This is a genomic window from Amycolatopsis thermoflava N1165, assembly GCF_000473265.1.
GTDB lineage: Bacteria > Actinomycetota > Actinomycetes > Mycobacteriales > Pseudonocardiaceae > Amycolatopsis_E > Amycolatopsis_E thermoflava.
In genome coordinates this window covers 7,082,888-7,103,744 of sequence record NZ_KI421511.1, presented here as the reverse complement: position 1 = coordinate 7,103,744, position 20,857 = coordinate 7,082,888, and the positions used below count along the sequence as shown (strand labels likewise).

The following is a 20,857-nucleotide window of genomic DNA, read 5'->3' as shown; positions in this document are numbered from 1 at the left end:
CGCACCACTGGCGAGCGGGATGGGGGATCATCTGTGCTCGGAAGGAGGCTCGGGGCTTGGCACGCAGGGACTGGCGCGATCTGGACGAAAGCGATGTCCGCGTGCGCCCGGGAAAGGGTTCGCGCCCACGCAGCAAGCGCAGGCCGACCCACTCCGACGCCACCCAGGCGATGGTGATCGCGGTCGACCGCGGCCGTTGGACCTGCGCGATCGACAGCGACCCCGGCCGCCTGGTCACCGCCATGCGCGCGCGTGAGCTCGGCCGGACCCCGGTCGTCGTGGGCGATCAGGTCGGCCTGGTCGGCGACACCAGCGGCGAGCCGGGCACGCTCGCCCGCATCGTCCGGGTCGACGAGCGCACCAGCCTGCTGCGCCGCACGGCCGACGACACGGACCCGTTCGAGCGGGTGGTCGTCGCCAACGCCGAGCAGCTGCTCATCGTCACCGCGCTGGCCGATCCGCCGCCGCGGCCCGGGTTCATCGACCGCTGCCTGGTGGCCTGCTACGCCGGTGGGCTGCAGCCGGTCCTGTGCCTGACGAAGGCCGACCTGGCGAGCCCGGACGAGCTGCTGTCCCGCTATGCCGAGCTGGACGTGCCCGCGGTGGTGACCCGCTTCGACGAGGATTCGCTGCCGCTGGCCGAAACCGTGCGCGGCCGGGTGTCCGCGCTCGTCGGCCACTCCGGGGTCGGCAAGTCGACACTGGTGAACCGGCTGGTGCCGGACGCCGAGCTGGCCACCGGCGAGGTCAGCGCGGTCGGCAAGGGGCGGCACACCTCCGTCGCGGCCGTCGCGCTGCCGCTGCCCGACGGCGGCTGGGTGATCGACACGCCCGGTGTGCGGTCGTTCGGCCTGGCGCACGTGACCGCGAACGACATCGTGGCCTCCTTCGACGAGTTCGCCGAGGCCGCCGAGGAGTGTCCGCCGGGGTGCGGGCACCTCGGACCGCCGGAGGACCCGGACTGCATGCTCGACGAGGTCGAGGACAAGCGCCGCCTGCCATCGCTGCGCCGCCTGCTCGCGTCGCGGGCGGGCATGGAGGTTTGATCTTCGCCCGTTTTGCCCATCCCAGTCGGTGACAACCCACATGGGGGACATTCGACTGAGGGATTCTTGTCATGCACAAAATCGCTCTCCTGGCGGGTGCGCTGGCGCTGGTCGCCGGCACCACCGCCTGTGGTTCGACCGCCGACTCCGGGCAGGCGGGCGAGGCGCCCACCCTGTTCGGCAACGCACAAGAGCTGGTGCTGGCCTCGTCCGGCAAGACCAGCCAGGCGCAGACGGCGAAGTTCACGATCACCGGCTCGGTGGCCGGCGAGACCCTGGACGCCAACGGCGAAGGTCGCTTCACCGGGCCCTCGCCCGCGATGAGCATGACCATGACCGTCGCCGGGCAGAGCCAGGAGATGCGGGTCGTGGACAGGGTCTTGTACCTGAAGCTGCCGCCGGAACAAGCGGCGCAGGTGGTCGAGGGCGGCAAGCCGTGGGCGAAGGTCCCGGAGGACAGCGAGGTCGGCAAGGCCATCGGCGCGAGCATGGACCAGGCCGCCCAGGGCGACCCGACGCAGATCTTGGAGCAGATCCAGCAGGCCGGCACGATCACCCGCAGCGAGCAGACCACGCTCGACGGGCAGCCGGTGAGCCACTACTGGGTCAACCTGGACGTGGCGAAGGCCACCGGCACGCTCAACACCGGCGAACTGCCGCCGGAGGTGCTGGACAAGCTGAAGAACTCCGGCGCCGTCATCCCGGTCGAGATCTGGCTCGACTCCGACCAGCTGCCCGTGCAGGTGACACAGGACCTGACGCAGGTGATGCAGGCGGCAGGCGCGCCGGCCGGTTCGCAGAACGCCACGATGACGATGAAGTACCGCGACTGGGGCGCGCCGGTCGACGTCGCGGCCCCGCCCGCCGATCAGGTCGGCGAGCTGAAGACCGCGAGCTGACGGAAGTAACGCCGGAGTCCTCTTGGGACATATCCCCGTTAGCCACCCGAAGACGGGTGGCCCCGACCAAAGGGGAATGTTCCACATGAAGAAAACCGCTCTCGCGTCCGGGATCCTGGCGCTGGTGCTCGGGCTCACCGCGTGTGGTGGCGGGGAGTCCGGCTCCAGCGGCGGGACCGCGGGGCCGGCGCTGTTCGGCAACGCGCAGGAGCTCGTCCGGGCGGCGTCGGCGAAGACCGGTCAGGTGCAGTCGGCGAAGTTCAGCATCTCCGGCTCGATCGCCGGGCAGCAGATGACCGGCTCCGGCGAGGGCCGTTTCAACGGCGCCGACAGCGCGATCGCCATGACGATGACCGTCGCCGGGCAGAGCCAGGAGATGCGCATCGTCGACAAGGTCCTCTACCTCAAGCTGCCGGAGCAGGCGCAGGCCGCGACCGGCGGCAAGCCGTGGGCGACGTTCCCGGAGGGCAGCGAGGCCGCGAAGACGCTGGGCGCGAGCCTCGAGCAAGCCGAGTCGAACGACCCGTCGAAGACGCTGGAGCAGATCGAAAAGGCAGGCACGATCACCCGCAGCGAGCAGACCACGCTCGACGGGCAGCAGGTCAGCCACTACTGGGTCACGATCGACGTGGCCAAGGCGTCCGACGAGCTGGCCTCGTCCGGCCTGCCCGCGGAGACGCTGGAGCAGCTGAAGTCGATGAACGTGACCTACCCGATGGAGCTGTGGCTGAACAGCGACCAGCTGCCGGTGCAGATCACGCAGGACCTCGGCCCGGTGATGCAGGCCGTGGGCGCGCCGGCCGAGGCGCAGCAGGCGAAGATCACGATGAAGTACAGCGACTGGGGCGCCCCGGTCGACGTCACCGCCCCGCCCGCCGACCAGGTGGGCGAGCTCAAGATCGGCGGCTGACACTCGTTGTTGCGGCGCGGTCTCGGTTCGCCGGGACCGCGCCGTTTTCGGTAACGCGAGTGTCCCTTCGCGACATATGTCCGGTAGTTCACCCGGCAGAGGTGATCCGACGGAGCCCAGCGCGTCGAGCGGTTCGATTTCGGTCCTGCCCGAGGAGGACCGCGGTGCCTCCCCACCATCGGGAAGCTGCGCTTCACCCCTTCCGGGTGGCCACGGGAGATAGCGCACATCGCCGACGGCGTCAGCTCAGCGGCTCAGCTCGCGACGGCGCCGAAAAGAACGACTCGGCGCCATGATGCGCGAGTCCGGCCAGAGCGATCCCGCCCAGGTGCTCGACGACGTCCGCAAGGGCGGCACCATCGACCGCAGCGAGCAGACCACGCTGGACGGGCAGCAGGTCAGCCACTACTGGATCACCGTCGACCTGGGGAAGACCTCCGGGCTGCCGGAGATGGCAGGCCGGACGGCGCCGATGGAGTTGTGGCTCGACGCCGACCAGCTCCCCGCCCAGATGCTGTTCGACTTCAGCGGGCTCACGTCCGCGGGCGACCCGCAGGTGGGCCCGATGACCATGCGCTACACCGGCTGGGGCGAGCCGGTCGACATCGCCGCCCCGCCTGCCGACCAGGTCGCCGAGCTGCCCGCCGGCTAACCCATGTGCGGGTAGCCGATCGCGGTGGGCGCGTCGAACGTCTCCTTCACCGACCGCGGGCTCGTCCACCGGAGCAGGTTGAACATCGACCCGGCCTTGTCGTTCGTGCCGGAGCCGCGGGAACCGCCGAAGGGCTGCTGGCTCACGATCGACCCGGTCGGCTTGTCGTTGACGTAGAAGTTGCCCGCCGCGAACCGCAGCGTCTGGTGCGCCTGCTGCACGGCGGCCCGGTCGTCGGCGAACACCGCGCCGGTCAGCGCGTACGGCGAGGTGCGGTCGACCAGTTCGAGGATCTCGCCGTACGAGCCGTCGTCGTAGACGTGCACCGCGAGGATCGGGCCGAAGTACTCGGTGGCGAACGCGGTGTGCGCCGGATCGTCGGACACCAGCACGGTCGGCTCGACGAAGTACCCGATCGAGTCGTCGCAGTGGCCGCCGACCAGCACGTCGAGGTCGTTGTCCGCGTCCACGCTGTCCAGCAGCCGCTGGTGCTTCGCGAACGCCCGCGCGTCGATCACCGCTCCGCCGAACACCGACAGGTCCGCGACGTCGCCGTACTTCACGGTCCGCGTCAGGTCCGCCAGCTCGTCCCGCAGCCCGCTGTCCCACAGCGACCGCGGGATGTACGCACGCGAGGCCGCGGAGCACTTCTGCCCCTGGTACTCGAACGCGCCACGGACGAGCCCGGCCACCAGCTTCTCGCGGTTCGCCGAGGCGTGCGCGACGACGAAGTCCTTGCCGCCGGTCTCGCCGACGATGCGCGGGTAGCTGGCGTAGGTGTCGAGGTTCTCCGCGATCCGCCGCCACAGGAACTTGAACGTGGCCGTCGAACCGGTGAAGTGCAGGCCGGCGAAGCCGGGGTCGGCGAGCGCGACCTCGCTGACCGCGTGCCCGTCACCGGTCACCAGGTTGATCACGCCCGGCGGCAGGCCGGCCTCCTCGAACACCTGCATCGTGTAGTGCGCGGCGAGCTGCTGGGTCGGCGTCGGCTTCCAGACGACCGTGTTGCCCATCAGCGCGGGTGCGCTGGGCAGGTTGCCCGCGATCGCGGTGAAGTTGAACGGGGTGATCGCCACGACGAACCCGTCCAGCGGCCGGTAGTCCATGCGGTTCCACGCGCCCGGCACCGAGTTCGGCTGCTCGGCGAGGATCCGGCGCGCGTAGTGCACGTTGAACCGCAGGAAGTCGATCAGTTCGCAGGCGGCGTCGATCTCGGCCTGCTGCACCGACTTCGACTGGCCGAGGATCGTCGCGGCGTTGAGCGTGTCGCGGTGCCGGCCGGCCATCAGGTCCGCGGCGCGCAGGAACACCGCCGCGCGCTCGTCGAACGGCATCTCCCGCCAGGCGGGAGCGGCCTCCTTCGCGGCGGCCACGGCGTCCGCGACGTCCTCGCGGGTGGCCTGCGCCGACGTGCCCAGCACGTGCGCGTGGTCGTGCGGCTGGACGACGTCGAAGGTGTCCCCGCCCGCCATCCGCCGCCTGCCGCCGATGGTCTGCGGCAGCTCGTGCTTGTCGCCCTCCAGCTCGGCGATCCGGCGTTGCAGGGACTCCCGCTCGGGACTGCCCGGCGCGTAGGTCCGGACGGGCTCGTTGACCGGGACGGGCACGTTCGTGATGGCGTCCATGCCTACCTCCTCGACGGCTGCTGTAAACGCTAGAGCAGGTCGAGGAGGAACGGCAGCTCCTGAGGCGCGTACCAGGCCAGTTCGTGGTCCTCCGCCTCCCCGAGGACGAACTCCGCGTCCGGGTCGCCGAGGTCCGCGGCGTCGACGACCTGAGCGGCCGCGCGCACGGCCTCCTCGGCCTCCTCCGCGTCGACGTGCACGGCCGCGACGTCCTCGTAGCTGATCGGCCCGGACAGCTTCACCACCGGCGCGTCCAGGTCCGGCCGCGGCGTCGCGTTCTCGACGTCGACCGAGATCACCACCCGGCGCGGGAGCTCCTTGGCGTCCTCCTCGGCTGCCCCGATCAGCCGCAGCGACGCGCGAGCGGCGTCCAGCAGCGCGACGTACTCCAGCTCCTCGGTGTCCCCGCTGAGGTAGGACTCGCGCAGCGCCGGGGTCAGGGCGAAGCCCGTCCCGCCGGGCGGCTGCAGCCTGCCGTCCGCCACCAGCCTGCGCAGCATTCCGATCGTGCCCGGAAGGTAGACCCTCACCAGCTCGCACCCTTCAGCTCTTCCAGCGAATCCTCGATCATCCCCGCGAGGACGTCCACATCGGACAGCGCCTTGCGGTCGCCGTTGAGTCCGAAGTAGACGCCACCGTGGTAGGACGTGACCCCGATGGCCAGCGCCTGGTTGCGCGCCAGCGGGATCACCGGGAACATCTCGGTCATCCTCGCCTGCCCCGCGTACAGCGGCACCTGCGGCCCCGGCGAGTTGATGACCACCAGGTTGAAGATGCGCCCGGAGAACGAGCCCGCCGCACGGGCGGCGAGCGCGTGCATCGTCGCCGGGGCGAACCCGCCCACCTTGAGCATCGCGCGGGCGGCCACCGAACGGCCCGAGTCGGCGTGCGCCCGCAGCGTGTGGCTGATGTGCTGGAGCCGCAGGACCGGGCTTGGCTCGCCAACGGGCAGGTCCACCAGGTACGGCTCGACCTCGTTGTTGACCAGCCCGGCCGGGGAGAACTCGACGGTGTCCGGTTCGAGCACCGCCAGCGGGACCAGCGCGCGGACCGTGGTCGCCTCCGAAACGCCCTCGCCGCGGGACAGCAGCCACTCACGCAGGGCTCCGGTGATCGCGGCGAGGACGATGTCGTTGACCGTGACGCCGTGCTCGGCGCGGATCTTGCGGTAGTCCTCCAGCCGCGTGCGCACCACGTCGAACACGCGGCCACCGGAGACGTGCCGGTTGAGCGGCCCGGACGGCGCCGGCTGCAGGACCCGGTGGACCGCGGCGGCGACCCCGCCGACCGCGTCGGTGACCTTGCCCGCCGTGGCGGACAGGTCGCTCACCACGTCACGCACGTTCTCGACGAGTTCACCCGGACGGCGGACCGCCTCGCTGACCGCGTCGAGCACCAGCTGGGCGGGGCTGGGCAGGCGGCGGGGCGTCCAGGTGTCCTCGTACGGCTCACAGGCCTGCGGCATCGTGTCCAGGATCAGCTGTCCCAGCTCAACGGTGCCGGCGCCGTCCACGACGGACTGGTGGGTCTTGGTGACCAGCGCGACCCGGTCGCCCGCGAGCCCTTCGATGAAGTAGGCCTCCCACAGCGGGCGCTCGTGGTCCATCGGCCGGGCCATCAGGCGGGCGACCAGGTCGTACAGCTGGTCGTCGGTGCCCGGGCCGGGCAGCGCTGAGCGCCGGACGTGGTAGTTGAGGTCGAAGTCGACGTCGTCCACCCACACCGGGCGGGCGAGGTGACCGGGCACGTTCAGCACGCGCTGCCGGTAGCGCGGCAGGAACGCGAGGCGCTGACCGACCAGGCACAGGAGCTGCTCGTAGTCGAACCCGTCGCGCGGCCGCTCGAAGACCGCGACGCCGCCCACGTGCATCGGCGTCGTCGCGTCCTCCAGGTAGAGGAACGACGCGTCGAGGGCGGAAAGGCGGTCGGGCATGAGGCGATCCTGACACATCCTGGTTCACTGGGGGCGTGGCTGAAACGACCGTCTCCCCGAAAGACCGATTCCTGACCGTCTACGGGCGCAAACCGGTGCTGGAAGCCCTGGACGACCCGGAGCTGCGGGTGGACAAGGTCATCCTCGCCGACACCGCCCGCGGTCCGGCCGCGGCGGAGATCCAGCGTGCGGCGAAGGCGGCGGGCGTGCCGGTGCAGCGGGCGAGCGCGCACCGGGTGAAGGTGCTGGCCGGCAACGGCAAGCAGGACCAGGGCGTGCTGGCGGACGTGGTCGCGCCCCGCATGCGGCCGCTGAGCGCCGCGCTGGCCGACGCGCCGGCGCGGGTGCTGCTGCTGGACGGCATCACCACGCCGGCGAACGTCGGGATGATCCTGCGCACCGCGACGGCGGCCGGCCTCGGCGGGATCGTCGTGCCGCGGCGGGGTGTGGCGGCCCTGGATCCGCTGGTCGTGAAGGCCTCGGCGGGGGTCGCGTTCCGCGCGCCGGTCCTCCGCTGCGCCACGGCGGCCGAAGCCGCGTCCATGCTGGCCGAGGCTGGATACGGATTGTATGCACTTGGTGCACAGGGCGGATCGTCGCTGTTCGAGGCGCCGTTGCCGGAGCGGGCGGCGTTCGTGCTCGGCGGGGAGACGGCGGGGGTGAGCGACGAGGTCGCGTCGCTGGTGACCGGGTGGCTGTCGATCCCGATGCCGGGCGAGGTCGAATCGCTGAACGTGTCCGCGGCCGCGGCGGTGCTGTGCTTCGAACTGGTCAGGCGGGGAACAACGCGCTGAGTTCGGCGAGCGTGTCCGCCACCGAGGTGTGGTGCACGCCGACCATGCCGGCGGCGGTGGCGCCGTCGACGTTGACCCGCGAGTCGTCGACCATGACGCACCCGGTGACGGAGAGGCCGAGGCGTTCGGCGGTGAGCCGGAAGACCCGCGGATCCGGTTTGGCGATGCCGACCTCGCCGGAGAAGACGAACGCGTCGAAGTGGCGGGCGAGACCCCCGCGGCCGGCGCCACCGTCCGCATTGGACAGCACGGCGGTCCGGATTCCGCGTTGGCGCAGGGCATCAACGGCGGCCAGCAGTTCGGCGGCGTCCGGATCGGTCAGGACACCGGCGTAGTCGAGCACCAGTCCTCGCAGCACGTGCGGACCCTACCGGCCCCGTTCACACCATCGGGCCAAGGCTGTCCGGTTCTCCCGGGAGTGCCGCTCTAGGGAGCGGCATGACTCGACCGAGGGGGACCGATGACCGGACTGTGCAAGCTGTACCCGTACGAACCGAACCGTGGCGCGGCGCCGCCGGATTCGATTCCGGAACAGGCGGGTGCCGCCCGCACGTGGCGGCGCGGCCGTCCGGGCGAACCGCTCGAACTGCGCCACGCGAGGACCGTCCTGACGGCAATCCTGGAAGTCCGCTCCGGACGGCGCGCGCCGGGCCAGTTGCGGGCGGTGGTCACGCCGCGGATGTACCAGCACCTGCGGGGCGCGCCGCCATCGCCCGGCCCGCGCTACACGGTGAAGTCGGTGCGGGCGAGCCACAGCGCGCCCGGCACGATCGAAATCTGCGGAACCGCCCACGCCGACCGCCGGGCGACGGCCGTGATGGCGAGGTTCGAACACTCCGAAGCCGGCTGGCGGTGCGGCTTCTTCACCGTGGTGCAGCCGCAGAGACACCGCTGACCTGCAGGCTCCAGCTCCTGGCGGCCCTGCCAGGAGCCGGAGCCGCGCACCCCACCTGCCGCGCGTGCGCTGTGCGCCAATCTGCAGGCCCAGCGGGCGCACACCCAACAGGCGTGGGGTACCACGCGCCAAGGCGCGGTGCCCTCTGGGCGCAGCGGCACTCGCCCACCTGCATCGTCGCCCAGCGGGCACCAGGCGTGCCGCAACGGCCGCCAAGCACGCGGCTGCGGCACCACTCACCCACCCCAGGCCAACCCACCAGCGGACCCACGCCCGCCCCGAGAGCCGCCCACCGAAAAACGCGGGGGCGGCACCAACCGGTGCCGCCCCCGCGGAAACGCCCAGCTCAGCGACGCTTCTTGGTCTTCTTCGCCTGAGTGCGGGCAGCCGCGCGACGCTCCCGCCGCGTGCCCGCCGCGCCCTGGCCGTCGGAGGACGCCGTGGCCGTCCCGCGGGACTGCACGCCGCCCTGCTCGGCCGGCCCGGAGAAGGTCAGGCCCTGCTGCGGGTTCTCGTTGCCGAGCCCCTTGCCGCGCAGCGCGCTCGGCACCGGGGAGCGCGGCGGCTCGGGCTGCTGCTGCGGCACGGGCTGCGCGTGACGCCCGTTGCCCGCCGCAGGCGCGGCTGCGGCGGCGGCCGGAGCCGCCGCCTCCTGCGGCTGCGCCGCCTCGACCTGCAGGTTGAACAGGAAGCCGACGGCCTCCTCCTTCAGCGAGTCCAGCATGGCGTTGAACATGTCGAAGCCCTCGCGCTGGTACTCGATCAGCGGGTCGCGCTGCGCCATGGCCCGCAGGCCGATGCCCTCCTTGAGGTAGTCCATCTCGTAGAGGTGCTCACGCCACTTCCGGTCCAGCACCGAGAGCAGCACCTGCCGCTCCAGCTGCCGCATCGCGCCCTCGCCGACCCGCGCGTCGATGTCGGCCTCGCGCCGCGCGTAGGCCGCCTTCGCGTCCTCGACCAGCGCGTCCCGGAGCACCTCGGCACTGAGGTCCTCGTGCTCCTCCATCAGGTCTTCCCAGTTCAGCGACACCGGGTAGAGCTGCTTGAGCGCGGTCCACAGCTTCTCGTGGTCCCAGTCCTCGGCGTAGCCCTCGGCCGTGGCGCCGTCGACGTACGCGGTGAGCACGTCGACCAGCATGTGCTGCATCTGCTCGGAGAGGTCCTCGCCCTCGAGGACACGGCGGCGCTCGGCGTAGATCACCTTGCGCTGCTGGTTCATGACCTCGTCGTACTTGAGGACGTTCTTGCGGATCTCCATGTTCTGCTGCTCGACCTGCGTCTGAGCGCTCTTGATGGCCCGCGAGACCATCTTGTGCTCGATCGGCATGTCGTCGGGCAGCCGCATGGTCGTCATGACGCGCTCGACCATCACCGCGTTGAACCGGCGCATGAGCTCGTCACCGAGCGACAGGTAGAACCGCGACTCACCGGGGTCGCCCTGACGGCCGGAGCGGCCGCGCAGCTGGTTGTCGATGCGCCGCGACTCGTGCCGCTCGGTGCCCAGCACGTACAGGCCGCCTGCCTCGCGGACCTCCTCGGCCTCGGCCTTGACCTCGGCCTTGACCTCTTCGAGCACCTTCGGCCACAGGGCCTCGTACTCGGCCGAGTTCTCGACCGGGTCCAGGCCGCGCTCGCGCAGCCGCTCGTCGGCGATGATGTCCGGGTTGCCGCCCAGCACGATGTCGGTACCGCGGCCGGCCATGTTGGTCGCGACCGTGACAGCGCCCTTGCGGCCGGCGCGCGCGATGATCAGCGCTTCCCGGTCGTGGTACTTCGCGTTCAGCACCTCGTGCGGCACGTTCAGCTTGACCAGCAGCTTCGACAGGTACTCGGACTTCTCGACGCTGGTGGTGCCGACCAGCACCGGCTGGCCCTTGGCGTGCCGCTCGGCGATGTCCTCGGCGACCGCCTCGAACTTCGCCTCCTCGGTCTTGTAGATCAGGTCCGGCTGGTCCTTGCGGACCATCGGCCGGTTGGTCGGGATCGGCACCACACCCAGCTTGTAGGTCTGGTGGAACTCCGCGGCCTCGGTCTCGGCGGTACCGGTCATGCCGGCGAGGCGGTCGTAGAGGCGGAAGTAGTTCTGCAGCGTGATCGTGGCGAGCGTCTGGTTCTCCGCCTTGATCTCGACGCCTTCCTTGGCCTCGATCGCCTGGTGCATGCCCTCGTTGTAGCGGCGGCCGGCCAGGATGCGGCCGGTGAACTCGTCGACGATCAGGACCTCGCCGTTGCGGACGATGTAGTCCTTGTCGCGCTTGTACAGCTCCTTGGCCTTGAGCGCGTTGTTCAGGTAGCCGACCAGCGGCGTGTTCGCCGACTCGTACAGGTTGTCGATGCCGAGCTGGTCCTCGATGAAGGCCACGCCCTTCTCGGTGACACCGACGGTCCGCTTGCGCTCGTCGACCTCGTAGTGGGTGTCGCGCTTCATCAGCGGCGCCATCCGGGCGAACTCGACGTACCAGCGGGCCGACTGCTCGGCCGGGCCGGAGATGATCAGCGGCGTCCTGGCCTCGTCGATCAGGATCGAGTCGACCTCGTCGACGATGGCGAAGTTGTGGCCGCGCTGGACGCAGTCGTCCAGGCTCCACGCCATGTTGTCGCGCAGGTAGTCGAAGCCGAACTCGTTGTTCGTGCCGTAGGTGATGTCGGCGTGGTAGGCCTTGCGGCGCTCCGCGGGCGTCATCTCGGAGAGGATCGCGCCGACCTCGAGACCGAGGAAGCGGTGGACGCGGCCCATCCACTCCGAGTCGCGCTTGGCGAGGTAGTCGTTGGTGGTGACGACGTGGACGCCCTTGCCGGAGATCGCGTTCAGGTACACCGGCAGGACCGAGGTCAGGGTCTTGCCCTCACCGGTCTTCATCTCGGCGACCTGGCCGAGGTGCAGCGCCGCGCCACCCATCAGCTGGACGTCGTAGGGGCGCTGGCCGAGCACCCGCAGGGCGGCCTCGCGGGCCACCGCGAACGCCTCGGGCAGCAGGTCGTCCAGCGACTCGCCGTCCCCGCCGTCGTGCCGCTCGCGGAACTCGGCGGTCTTCGCACGCAGCTCGTCGTCGGTGAGGTCCTTCACCTCGTCTTCGAGGGTGTTGATGTGTTCGGCGATGTTGCGCAGCCGCTTGATCATCTTGCCCTCGCCCGCACGCAGCAGGCGGTTGAGAACCATCCGGTCGACCTCACTAGCTGTTGGGACGCACCCAGGCTCAGTCCCTGGACCGCGCCGTGTCCGACACCTCTCCGACCCGTGGTGCGGGTCGTGCGCACCCTCCATCGTAGGGAAGGTGCGCGCGTCGGCGCACGCAACGTGCGAACATGCGCGAAACGGCCCGCGCGCTGGTCGCGCGCGGGCCGTTCCGGACGCCGCTAGTGGTCGAGGCGGATCACGCCGTAGGCGAAGCCCTTGCGCCGGTAGACGACGCTGGGGACGCCGGCCTCGACGTCGTTGAAGAGGTAGAAGTCGTGTCCGACCAGCTCCATCTCGGAGAGGGCCTGGTCGATGGTCATGGGCTTGGCGGAGTGGTGCTTCTCCCGGACGATCCGGCCGGGGAGGTGTTCGGCGGCCTGGTCGTCCCAGCGCTGCTGGGTGGGCAGCTCGATGTCCTCGGGGAGAGCGGTCCCGACCTCTTCGGCCACGGGAGCCGGCGCCTCGAGCACTGCGGTCGACGCGCGGCCGGTGGCCGGCGTCGCTCCCGCGGCGACGGCGCTCGACGTCGCTTCGGCGACGGATTCCGGACAGCGGCGCCCGTAGTGGACGCGCCGGCGGTCGTGCATCTTGCGAAGGCGGTTCTCGAGCTTGTTGAGAGCGGTGTCGAGGGCGGCGTAGAAGTCACCCGCGGTGGCCTCGGCCCGGACGACCGGGCCCTTGCCCCGGCCGGTGATCTCCACCCGCTGGCAGTTCTTCAGCTGCCTGCGGTTGGGCTCGTGGAAGAGCTCGACCTCGTAGCGGAAGACCTTCTTGTCGTAGCGCTCCAGGCGCTCGAGCTTGTCACCGACGTGTGTGCGGTAGTGATCCGGCACCTCGACGTTACGGCCTTTGACGACGATTTCCATACACGACCTCCCTCATTGCGGAATGAGTTCGAGAGCTCTCCTGATGGATCGGCGCCGACGCCGCTCCCGCCCGACCGGTCTGATGGCAGAACCGGGGGTCAATCTTCCGTCGGCGCCAGGGTCATCGGCTGTTCACCTCCCTGCCGGCGGGACTTGCTATAGCGCAGCACGCTAGCGCGGTAACGCGGATCACAAAACCCCCCGAGCCGGGGGATGTCACGGATCGGGAACCGGTGACGGTGCGCGTCCGAACCCGTCCGGGCACGCTGACCTGCTGCTCCGTTCGGAGCAGGACGCGAGACCGGTTTTCACCTTGACATTGAGCCGTTTTCCGGCGTCCAGCCCCGTGGGTGACGGAACCGCGCTCCGGCCGCAGCACTCCCCTGGATGCTTGCGGGTGAGCCGCTCCGGCGTTCCAGGGCCTCATGTCCCGACAACGGCCGGGGACCGCCTCGCGTTCCCGGCGAGTTGCGCCCGGGTGGGTGACAGACGCGAGATTCCTTGTCACACAAGGAAGATTCTTGAACGTCGATCAGTTGCGGTTGGACGAAGCGCCGGGTTTGCGCGCTCCTCGACGGCCGGGCTCGTTGGTCCATTTGATCTAATCGCCGGCCCGTGGTGGCCGGGACGCCCGAAACTGTCGGTGCCCATCCGCACACTCTCCGCATGAAGCTCGCATTGGATCTGCTCCTCCCCGTCCTGTGCGCCGGCTGCGGGGTGGCCGGCGCCGCCTGCTGCGCGGCCTGCCTGCTCGACCTCGCCCGCCCGCACCCGGCTCCACGCGGTTCGGCCGGGGTGCCGGTCTACGCGCTGGCCGCCTACGAGGGCACCGCACGCCGACTGGTGCTGGCCTACAAGGAACGCGGCCGCCGGGACCTGGCCGATCCGCTGGGGCGGGCGATGGCGGCCGCGGTGCCCCATCTCCCCGAGGCCAGGGCGGCCCCGGACGGGATCTGGTGGCTGGTCCCGGCCCCGTCGCGCCGGTCGGCGTCCCGGCAGCGGGGTGGCGCGCACCTGCTCCGCCTGGCCCGGCGGTGCGCGGCGCACCTGGCGCGCGCCGGGCACGCGGCCGCCGTCGCGCCGGCGCTGTGGTTGTCGTCCCGGGCCCGCGACGCGGTAGGGCTCGACCGCGACCAGCGCGCGGAAAACCTCGCCGGCCGGCTCCGGCTCGACCCGCGGGGCCACCCACCGCCCGGCGCCCCGGTTGTCCTGCTGGACGACGTGACCACCACCGGCGCGACGATCGCGGCGTGCACCCGGACACTCGCCGCCGGAGGATGGGAGGTGAGCGCGGCACTAATGCTGACCGCCGCTCGGTGAGCTGGAGACCTCCGCTGCTCGCTGCGCGCGCCCGAAGATCAACCCCGGTCACTCTGCTAGACGCCACCACCCGCGGTGATCACCACCTGCACCCGGACACCCGCCACCCGTGGCTGGCAGGCGAGCTCGGCACTGGCGCCGACCGCCGCCCGGTGACCTGGAGACCCCGCCGCTCGCTGCCGCACGCCCGAAGATCAACCCCGGTCACTCTGCTACACGCCACCACGCGCGGTGATCACCACCTGCCCCCGAACACCCGCCACCGGCGACTGGCAGACGAGCACGACACTGGCGCCGACCGCCGCGCCGTGACCCTGAAGTCTCCACAGCGAGGGGCGTTGCCTCGCGCCCGAAGATCAGCCCGGGTAGAACGGCGAGGCGTTGCCGCCGAAGCTGTGCGGGTGCGGGCGCCACACTTCGCCGACGTCCGAGGCCGTCCACAGGCCACCGTCGTCGGCGACGACGATCGACCGGCCGGGCGCGGCGGTGATGGCGTGGACCGGGAGCGTCAGGTTCGAGATGTTGAACGGGTCGAGCCGGAGCCCGTCGATCGGGATCTTGACCACCGGCTGCGACGGCATGGTCGTGGCGGCGACCAGGGCGTCCTGGCTGAGCCAGTCGACGTCCACGACCCCACCCAGGGTGCCGCCCTGCAGGATCCGCGGCGCCCGCAGCGTCACCGAGTCCTGGGCGCGCACCACCGACGCCACGAGCAACTGCCCGCCGGCGACCACCGCGGCCCGCGCGCCGTCGCGGGACAACCGCAGCACACTGATCGGACCGACCTGGAGGATCTCATCGGCGTTCACCACCTGCGGCACCCAGCTGCCGTCCGGCGTCCGCAGCGCGCGGACCACCGTCTGCCCGTCCACGACGGTCCACACCTCACCGGAACCGTCCGCGGTGGCCGTGGGCCGCCAGGTCGGCCGGGTCATCGTCGCGCCCGCGAGGTCGACAGCGGCCGCGTCCTTGCCGAACTGGCCGACCCGCAACCGCTGCCGCCCGTCGGCGTACTCGACGATCGCCAGCTGACGCCCGTCGATCGACTGGGCCGCGCTCGCCACCTGGTAACCGCTGCCCTGGCCGGCCGGGCCGGAGATCAGCGAACCGTCACCGAGCGAGCGCACCCGCCCATTTACGGTCACCAGCCCGGGCTGGTCCGCGCTCGGCGAGGCCAGCGCCGTGTAGGACGGCAGGTCACTCGGCACCCAGTCCTCGTGCCCGTCCACCAGCGGGGCGCCGTCGGACAACAGCCGCACCCGGTTCGTGGTCACCGACTGCAGCGACAGCACGATTTGCGCGGCGATCAGCCGCCGCACGTCCGCGGTCTGGTCGGCCACGCCGGTCAGCGGGACGACGAGCGCGCCGTCCGGCGCGGTCGTCACGTTGCCTTCGGTGTTCGCATCCTCGGGAAGGAGGTTCCGCACCGCGCCGACCAGGCTCGTCGACGGCCCGGCCAGCAGCAGCCCGACCACGCGCCCGGCAAGGCCGGTCTGCGGCTTGCCCGCCACGTACCGCAGGTCGGGGACCACCGTGTTCGAGTCCTGCGCGAAGAAGAACGCCTGGACCCGCACGTAGTTCGCGGTGAAGTCGCTGTAGGGCATCACGAGGTTCGGCGGCGGGTTCGTGATCCGCCACTGCCCGTCGGACTGGCGCCGCACCAGCAGCTTCAGCTCGACCGGCGTGCGCAGCGAGATGAACGCGCCGTCCTCACGCAGCGTGCCCAGGCCGGTGCCGCGCAGCACGACGTTGACCTCGTTCGGGTTCGCCGTCGTGTCCGCGCCGGTGGCCGGGACGGTGGCGAATACGTCGTCGATGATCGTGATGACCTTGCCGGGCGTCCACGCCTTGCCCGCTCCCTCGTCGAGGTACATGCGCGCGGCGGCGTTGTTGCTGATCGGCTGGGCGCTCGCGCGGACGAAGTCGCGGACGACGGTCAGCGCGTCCAGGTCCTTCGCCGGCTGCGGCACGTCCGGGTTGACCGGCTGCCCAAGCTCCTGCTGCGGAACGGCGACGGGCTGCGATTCCTCGGGCACGTTCGCACACCCCGCGGCGAGCACAAGGCAGGCGAACAAGGCGAACAGGCGCGGCAGGACCCTCACATGCCCTCCCGGGTGGACAGCCGCGCCCGGCCGGCCAGCGGGAGCCGCGCTTCGGGCAGGGCCGCGCTCAACGAGCGAGCGGCCCCGAGAACAGCTCCGCCGAAGGAGGGGCACACCCCGGGAACGGCTGCGCTCAAGGAGCGACCCGCCCCGGCAACAGCAGAGAGACGGCCCACCTCGGGAAGGACTGCGCTCAAGCAGCGACCCGCCCCGGCAACAGCAGAGAGGCGGCCCACTTCGGGAAGGATTGCGCTCAAGGTGCGACGTGTCCCGGGAGCAGCCGAGCTCGAGAAGCGGCGCCGCCCGGGAACAGCTGCACCCAAAGACCGACCCGCCTCAAGACCAGCTGCACTCCAGGAGGAAGCCGCCGCCCCGGGAAGAACTGCGCCTACGGAGCGAAGTGCCCCGGGCCGGGCCACACCCACAGACCGCCCCACCCCAGGCACGGCCGCACCCACAGACCGCCCCACCTCAGGCCGGGCCGCGCCGAATGACCGCCCCACCCCGGGCAGAGCCACGCCCACAGACCACCCCGCCCCAGGCAGAGCCACGCCCACAGACCGCCCCACCCCAGGCAGGGCCACACCCACAGACCGCCCCACCCCAGGCAAGGCCGCGCCGAATGACCGCCCCACCCCGGGCCGGGCCGCGCCCGAAGAGTGGCCGCCGCGTGCCCGGTCGAAACGCAGCGGAACAGCAGCGCTCACGGGGCCGGCGCCGCGCACCACACGGAACCGCGGGCTGGGGCGCTTGAGCGGCGTCGCGGGCAGCTCACTCATGCGTCCTCCTTGCGCATCTCGCCGATCGTGATCGTGTACTCGGTCGGCAGGCCGATCTGCAGGTGCCCGTTGGTCGCCGGAGCGTCGTCCGGGACCAGGGGCAGCGGGCTCTCCTCGAAGGGCTCGTCCTGCTTGCGCGGCAGCGTCAGCCGGAAGCACGCGCCGTGCCCTGGCGCGCCCCACGCCTCCAGCTGGCCGCCGTGCAGGCGGGCGTCCTCGTGGCTGATCGCCAGCCCCAGTCCGGTGCCGCCGGTGCGGCGGTTGCGCGACGGGTCCGCGCGCCAGAACCGGTTGAACACCAGGTCGGCCTCCCCTGGCCGCAGGCCGACACCGTGGTCCCGGACTGTGATCGCGACCGCGTGCTCGTTCGCCGCCAGCGTGAGCCGCACCGGGTTGCCCTCGCTGTGGTCGACCGCGTTGGCCAGCAGGTTGCGCAGGATCCGCTCGACGCGGCGGGCGTCGATCTCGGCGAGCGTCTCCTCCTCGGGCAGCTCCAGCTCGATCTCGGTTTCCGCGTTGCCCGCGATCACCCGCACCTGCTCCACCGCGCGCCGCGCGATCGACGACACGTCGATGAACTCCGCGGCCAGCTCCTCGACACCGGCGTCCAGCCTGCTGATCTCCAGCAGGTCGCCGAGAAGCGCCTCGAACCGGTCCAGCTCGTCGACCAGCAACTCGGTGGACCGAGCCAGCCCGGCGGGGAACTGCTCACGCGACGCGTGCAGCACGTCCGCCGCCATCCGCACCGTCGTCAACGGGGTCCGCAGCTCGTGCGACACGTCCGAGGTGAACCGGCGCTGCAGCGTGCCGAACTCCTCCAGCTGCCGGATCTGGTGCTGGATGCTCGCCGCCATCTCGTTGTAGGACACGGCGAGCTTCGACAGGTCGTCCTCACCCGTCACCGGCAGACGTTCGTCCAGCTCACCACCCGCGAACCGGGCGGCGGCCGCCGCGGCCTGCCGGACCGGGCGCACGACCTGCCGGGTAACCAGGTTCGCGATGCCGGCCAGCAGGACCAGCAGCACGAGACCACCGACCAGCAGCGTGTTCTGCACCGTCTGGACGGTGTTCTGCTCCGCGGTCATCGGGAACAGCAGGTACAGCTGGATCGGGCGGCCGGTGCTGGTGACCGGCGCGCCGACGATCAGGTGCGTCGTGCGGGTGCCGTCCGCGTCGGTGTCGGTGTTGATCTGCCAGGCGACCTGGTTGTTCTCGACGAACCGCTGCAGGCCGTCCGGCACCTTGGTGATCGGCCCGGCCGAGTCGGTCGAGTCCTCCCCGCCCGCGGTCAGCACCGGCTCGAACGCGCCCGCCGCCGACGCCGCGGTGCCCTGGTCCTCCGACGAGCTGCTGGTGATCTTCTTCAGCGCGTTCTGCAGCCGGTCGGCCAGCGCGTCCTGGTCGCTGATGCCGACCAGCTCGTTCTCCGCCGTGCGCACGACCTGCAGGGTCTGCGCGACGGCGGCCTGCCGCTTGGTGTCGGTGAGGCGCTGGGTGATCTGGTTCTGCAGCACCATGCCCAGCACGAGACCGACCGCCGACGACAGGGCGAGCGTCGACACGGTCACCTTGAACTGCAGCGACCGCCGCCACAGCACGCCGAACGCGACCGCGCGGCCACGGGCGTAGGCGCCCGCGCGGGGGGCCAGTCGCAGCACCGCGCGGACGAAGGCCAGGACTCTTCGCTTCATGTGTCTGTTACGGCGGGCCCGCCTTGTACCCGACGCCGCGCACGGTCAGGACGACCTCGGGGTGCTCGGGGTCCTTCTCGACCTTCGAGCGCAGCCGCTGCACGTGCACGTTGACCAGGCGGGTGTCGGCCGCGTGCCGGTAGCCCCAGACCTGCTCGAGCAGGACCTCGCGGGTGAACACCTGGCGGGGCTTGCGGGCCAGGGCGACCAGCAGGTCGAACTCCAGCGGGGTGAGCGGGATGGCCTTGCCCTCCCGGGTCACCTCGTGACCTGGCACGTCGATGGTCAGGTCACCGATCGTGAGCGTCTCGGCGGGCTCGGCCTCCGTGCGCCGCAGCCGGGCGCGCACGCGGGCGACCAGCTCCTTCGGCTTGAACGGCTTGACCACGTAGTCGTCGGCGCCGGACTCCAGGCCCAGCACGATGTCGACCGTGTCGCTCTTCGCGGTGAGCATGACGATCGGCACGCCCGACTCGGCCCGGATCGCCTTGCAGACGTCGATGCCGTTCATGCCGGGGAGCATCAGGTCGAGCAGCACGAGATCGGGCTTCAGCTCCCGCAGGGCGGGCAGCGCCCGGGAGCCGTCCGCCACCACCGCGGTGTCGAACCCCTCGCCGCGCAGCACGATGGTGAGCATCTCCGCGAGAGCGGGGTCGTCGTCGACGACCAACACACGTGCCTTCATGACCACATATTCGCACTACGGAGACCGTTCGTGACGTCCGACCCTGCGAAGACGTCACGAACTGAGCACACCGGTTAGCCCGGATGGACCAGCCGGGTGACGAGGGCGGCGTGGTCGACCCCCGCCGCGCCGTCCACGACGTGCCATCCGGACAACCAGGACGCGGCGGCGAGCTCGTCGTAGACGGCCGCGCAGCGGGACTGGAGGTCGTCGTCGGACTCGAACGCGTCCTTGGCCCGGGCGGCGTCGGTCGAGGCGCGTTGCTCGGCCCGCTGGGCGGCGACGGCGGGCGGGACGCGCAGCAGGATCTGCGCGTCCGGCAGCGGCAGGCCGAAGCGGTCGATCTCGATCTCGCGGACCCAGCGGACGAACTCGCCGTCGGCGTGCTGCCGCAGGCGGGCCGCGCCGTAGGCGGCGTTGGAGGCGACGTACCGGTCGAGCAGAACGACGTCGTGGGTGTCGAGACCGGCGCGGATCTCGGGCGCGGCTTCGCGGCGGTCGAGGGCGTAGAGCAGGCCCATGCCGTAGACGGAGTCGGTGAGGTCGCCGTGGCGGCGGTGCAGGCCCTCGTGGATGAGGTCGGCGTGCACGCTGCGGCCGTAGCGGGGGAAGGCGAGCGTGGTGACCGTGCGACCCTGGTCGTGCAGCGCCTTGGTGAGACCGTCGGTCAGGGTGCGCTTGCCCGCACCGTCGAGCCCCTCGATGACCACCAGCTTTCCCACGGGGCTCAGGCTATCCGGCGGTGGTCAGCGCACTTCGAGGCCGTGTGCCTTGGCGGCGTCGGCCTGCCGCTGGTCGCGGGTGACCATCACGACCGGTTCCCCATCGGCCAGGCCAGCCGTGTCGTGCAGCGCGACGGCCAGGTGGATCGCGTCGAGCGTGCGGAGCGAGTGGTGGTCGGACACCAGCCGGTACGCCGCCGGCATGATCACCTGGGGCACGAGCGGCACGAGGCTCAACGCGCCGTCACCACCGGCTTCGGCGTCGAAGCGCGAAAGCGCGAGCTTGGCGTCGCGGATCCGGCCGTTGTTCCACGCGGTCGCCATCGCACTGGCGAACTCGACCCTGGTCAGCTCGCTCGTGAGCACCAGGTCTTCGTTGTCGAGGAGCAAGTCGATCATCTGCTCGTGCTCCGGCTCGTCGGGGAGGAACGCCCGGACCACCGCGCTCGTGTCGGCGTAGAGGACCGTCACCACTCGCCCCGCGTCCAGTCGAGAGCCTCGCTGACGGAGGTCCCGCTACCCCTGAGAGCCTCGTCCAGTTGCGCGCGGGTGGGCACCGGGCCGTCGGGCGCGAACGCGACGAGCTTGCCGTCGGCGAGCAGGCGCTGCTTGCGTTCCCGGCGGGACTCCGGCCGGTCGACCGCGGCCTTCAGGATTTCGGTCACGAACTCGTTGACGCTGCGCCCCTCGGCCTCGGCTTTCGCCTTCACCCTGGCGTGCAAGTCGTCGTCAAGACGCGTGATCATCTGCCGCATACTGA

Annotated in this window: 19 protein-coding genes; 7 read left to right on the top strand and 12 right to left on the bottom strand. The window is 71.2% G+C overall.

Features of this window, described 5'->3' with window-relative positions; genetic code table 11:
* The first annotated feature begins 56 nt into the window (after nucleotides 1-56).
* From rsgA to AMYTH_RS46325, 4 genes are all read left to right on the top strand, one after another.
* Complete coding sequence (rsgA, locus tag AMYTH_RS0135275; RefSeq protein WP_017984708.1) at nucleotides 57-1,046, top strand: ribosome small subunit-dependent GTPase A; 990 nt, start codon at nucleotides 57-59, stop codon at nucleotides 1,044-1,046.
* 71 nt (nucleotides 1,047-1,117) lie between these two features.
* The gene (locus AMYTH_RS0135270) at nucleotides 1,118-1,945 is read left to right on the top strand and encodes a LolA-like protein (protein ID WP_027934166.1); all 828 of its coding nucleotides are present in this window, start codon (nucleotides 1,118-1,120) and stop codon (nucleotides 1,943-1,945) included.
* Between the two features lie 85 nt (nucleotides 1,946-2,030).
* On the top strand, nucleotides 2,031-2,855 hold the full coding sequence (locus AMYTH_RS0135265; protein WP_027934165.1) for a LolA-like protein: 825 nt from the start codon (nucleotides 2,031-2,033) through the stop codon (nucleotides 2,853-2,855).
* Nucleotides 2,856-3,147: 292 nt separating this feature from the next.
* Nucleotides 3,148-3,507: a hypothetical protein gene (locus AMYTH_RS46325; RefSeq protein WP_228685089.1), complete on the top strand. Its 360-nt coding sequence runs from the start codon at nucleotides 3,148-3,150 to the stop codon at nucleotides 3,505-3,507.
* Here AMYTH_RS46325 and pruA read toward each other — a convergent pair.
* The 3 genes from pruA to AMYTH_RS0135245 are packed head-to-tail and all read right to left on the bottom strand — an operon-like array spanning nucleotide 3,504 to nucleotide 7,065.
* A complete protein-coding gene (gene pruA, locus AMYTH_RS0135255; RefSeq protein WP_027934164.1) occupies nucleotides 3,504-5,132 on the bottom strand; it encodes an L-glutamate gamma-semialdehyde dehydrogenase in 1,629 nt (542 codons plus the stop codon). The two genes, AMYTH_RS46325 and pruA, sit on opposite strands and share 4 nt — an antisense overlap.
* Before the next feature lie 29 nt (nucleotides 5,133-5,161).
* Nucleotides 5,162-5,662, bottom strand: coding sequence for a DUF6912 family protein (locus AMYTH_RS0135250; RefSeq protein WP_027934163.1), 501 nt, complete (start codon nucleotides 5,660-5,662; stop codon nucleotides 5,162-5,164).
* Nucleotides 5,659-7,065, bottom strand: coding sequence for a WS/DGAT/MGAT family O-acyltransferase (locus AMYTH_RS0135245; protein WP_027934162.1), 1,407 nt, complete (start codon nucleotides 7,063-7,065; stop codon nucleotides 5,659-5,661). Before AMYTH_RS0135245 ends, AMYTH_RS0135250 begins: the two co-directional genes overlap by 4 nt.
* A 35-nt stretch (nucleotides 7,066-7,100) precedes the next feature.
* Here AMYTH_RS0135245 and AMYTH_RS0135240 point away from each other — a divergent pair, with 35 nt between their 5' ends.
* Nucleotides 7,101-7,859 carry a TrmH family RNA methyltransferase gene (locus tag AMYTH_RS0135240; RefSeq protein WP_027934161.1) on the top strand — a complete coding sequence of 253 codons (759 nt, stop codon included), beginning with the start codon at nucleotides 7,101-7,103 and terminating at the stop codon, nucleotides 7,857-7,859.
* Here the strand turns inward: AMYTH_RS0135240 and AMYTH_RS0135235 are convergent.
* Nucleotides 7,837-8,217: an HAD-IA family hydrolase gene (locus tag AMYTH_RS0135235; protein ID WP_027934160.1), complete on the bottom strand. Its 381-nt coding sequence runs from the start codon at nucleotides 8,215-8,217 to the stop codon at nucleotides 7,837-7,839. The genes AMYTH_RS0135240 and AMYTH_RS0135235 overlap by 23 nt on opposite strands.
* Nucleotides 8,218-8,319: 102 nt before the next feature.
* Here AMYTH_RS0135235 and AMYTH_RS0135230 point away from each other — a divergent pair, with 102 nt between their 5' ends.
* Nucleotides 8,320-8,754 carry an Rv3235 family protein gene (locus AMYTH_RS0135230; RefSeq protein WP_027934159.1) on the top strand — a complete coding sequence of 145 codons (435 nt, stop codon included), beginning with the start codon at nucleotides 8,320-8,322 and terminating at the stop codon, nucleotides 8,752-8,754.
* 346 nt (nucleotides 8,755-9,100) lie between these two features.
* Here the strand turns inward: AMYTH_RS0135230 and secA are convergent, their stop codons facing one another.
* Both secA and hpf read right to left on the bottom strand, forming a co-directional pair.
* Nucleotides 9,101-11,914, bottom strand: coding sequence for a preprotein translocase subunit SecA (gene secA, locus AMYTH_RS0135225; protein ID WP_027934158.1), 2,814 nt, complete (start codon nucleotides 11,912-11,914; stop codon nucleotides 9,101-9,103).
* A gap of 197 nt (nucleotides 11,915-12,111) precedes the next feature.
* Nucleotides 12,112-12,798, bottom strand: a complete 687-nt coding sequence (gene hpf / locus AMYTH_RS0135220; RefSeq protein WP_027934157.1) for a ribosome hibernation-promoting factor, HPF/YfiA family — start codon at nucleotides 12,796-12,798, stop codon at nucleotides 12,112-12,114.
* 666 nt (nucleotides 12,799-13,464) lie between these two features.
* Between hpf and AMYTH_RS0135215 the strand changes: the two genes are divergently transcribed.
* Nucleotides 13,465-14,118, top strand: coding sequence for a ComF family protein (locus tag AMYTH_RS0135215; protein ID WP_027934156.1), 654 nt, complete (start codon nucleotides 13,465-13,467; stop codon nucleotides 14,116-14,118).
* A gap of 356 nt (nucleotides 14,119-14,474) precedes the next feature.
* On the opposite strand, the gene AMYTH_RS0135210 is transcribed toward AMYTH_RS0135215, so the two are convergent.
* The 6 genes from AMYTH_RS0135210 to AMYTH_RS0135185 all read right to left on the bottom strand — a co-directional run bounded on the left by AMYTH_RS0135210 (nucleotide 14,475) and on the right by AMYTH_RS0135185 (nucleotide 20,843).
* Nucleotides 14,475-16,220: an LpqB family beta-propeller domain-containing protein gene (locus AMYTH_RS0135210; protein WP_027934155.1), complete on the bottom strand. Its 1,746-nt coding sequence runs from the start codon at nucleotides 16,218-16,220 to the stop codon at nucleotides 14,475-14,477.
* A 775-nt stretch (nucleotides 16,221-16,995) separates the two neighbouring features.
* Complete coding sequence (gene mtrB / locus AMYTH_RS0135205) at nucleotides 16,996-18,690, bottom strand: MtrAB system histidine kinase MtrB (RefSeq protein WP_228685087.1); 1,695 nt, start codon at nucleotides 18,688-18,690, stop codon at nucleotides 16,996-16,998.
* A gap of 7 nt (nucleotides 18,691-18,697) precedes the next feature.
* A complete protein-coding gene (mtrA, locus tag AMYTH_RS0135200; protein ID WP_017984723.1) occupies nucleotides 18,698-19,375 on the bottom strand; it encodes an MtrAB system response regulator MtrA in 678 nt (225 codons plus the stop codon).
* Between the two features lie 74 nt (nucleotides 19,376-19,449).
* Nucleotides 19,450-20,097, bottom strand: coding sequence for a dTMP kinase (locus AMYTH_RS0135195; RefSeq protein ID WP_037322927.1), 648 nt, complete (start codon nucleotides 20,095-20,097; stop codon nucleotides 19,450-19,452).
* A gap of 24 nt (nucleotides 20,098-20,121) precedes the next feature.
* Nucleotides 20,122-20,568, bottom strand: a complete 447-nt coding sequence (locus AMYTH_RS0135190; protein WP_228685085.1) for a type II toxin-antitoxin system VapC family toxin — start codon at nucleotides 20,566-20,568, stop codon at nucleotides 20,122-20,124.
* The gene (locus AMYTH_RS0135185; RefSeq protein WP_228685083.1) at nucleotides 20,565-20,843 is read right to left on the bottom strand and encodes a FitA-like ribbon-helix-helix domain-containing protein; all 279 of its coding nucleotides are present in this window, start codon (nucleotides 20,841-20,843) and stop codon (nucleotides 20,565-20,567) included. The genes AMYTH_RS0135190 and AMYTH_RS0135185 overlap by 4 nt, the downstream gene beginning before the upstream one ends.
* Nucleotides 20,844-20,857: the final 14 nt, after the last annotated feature.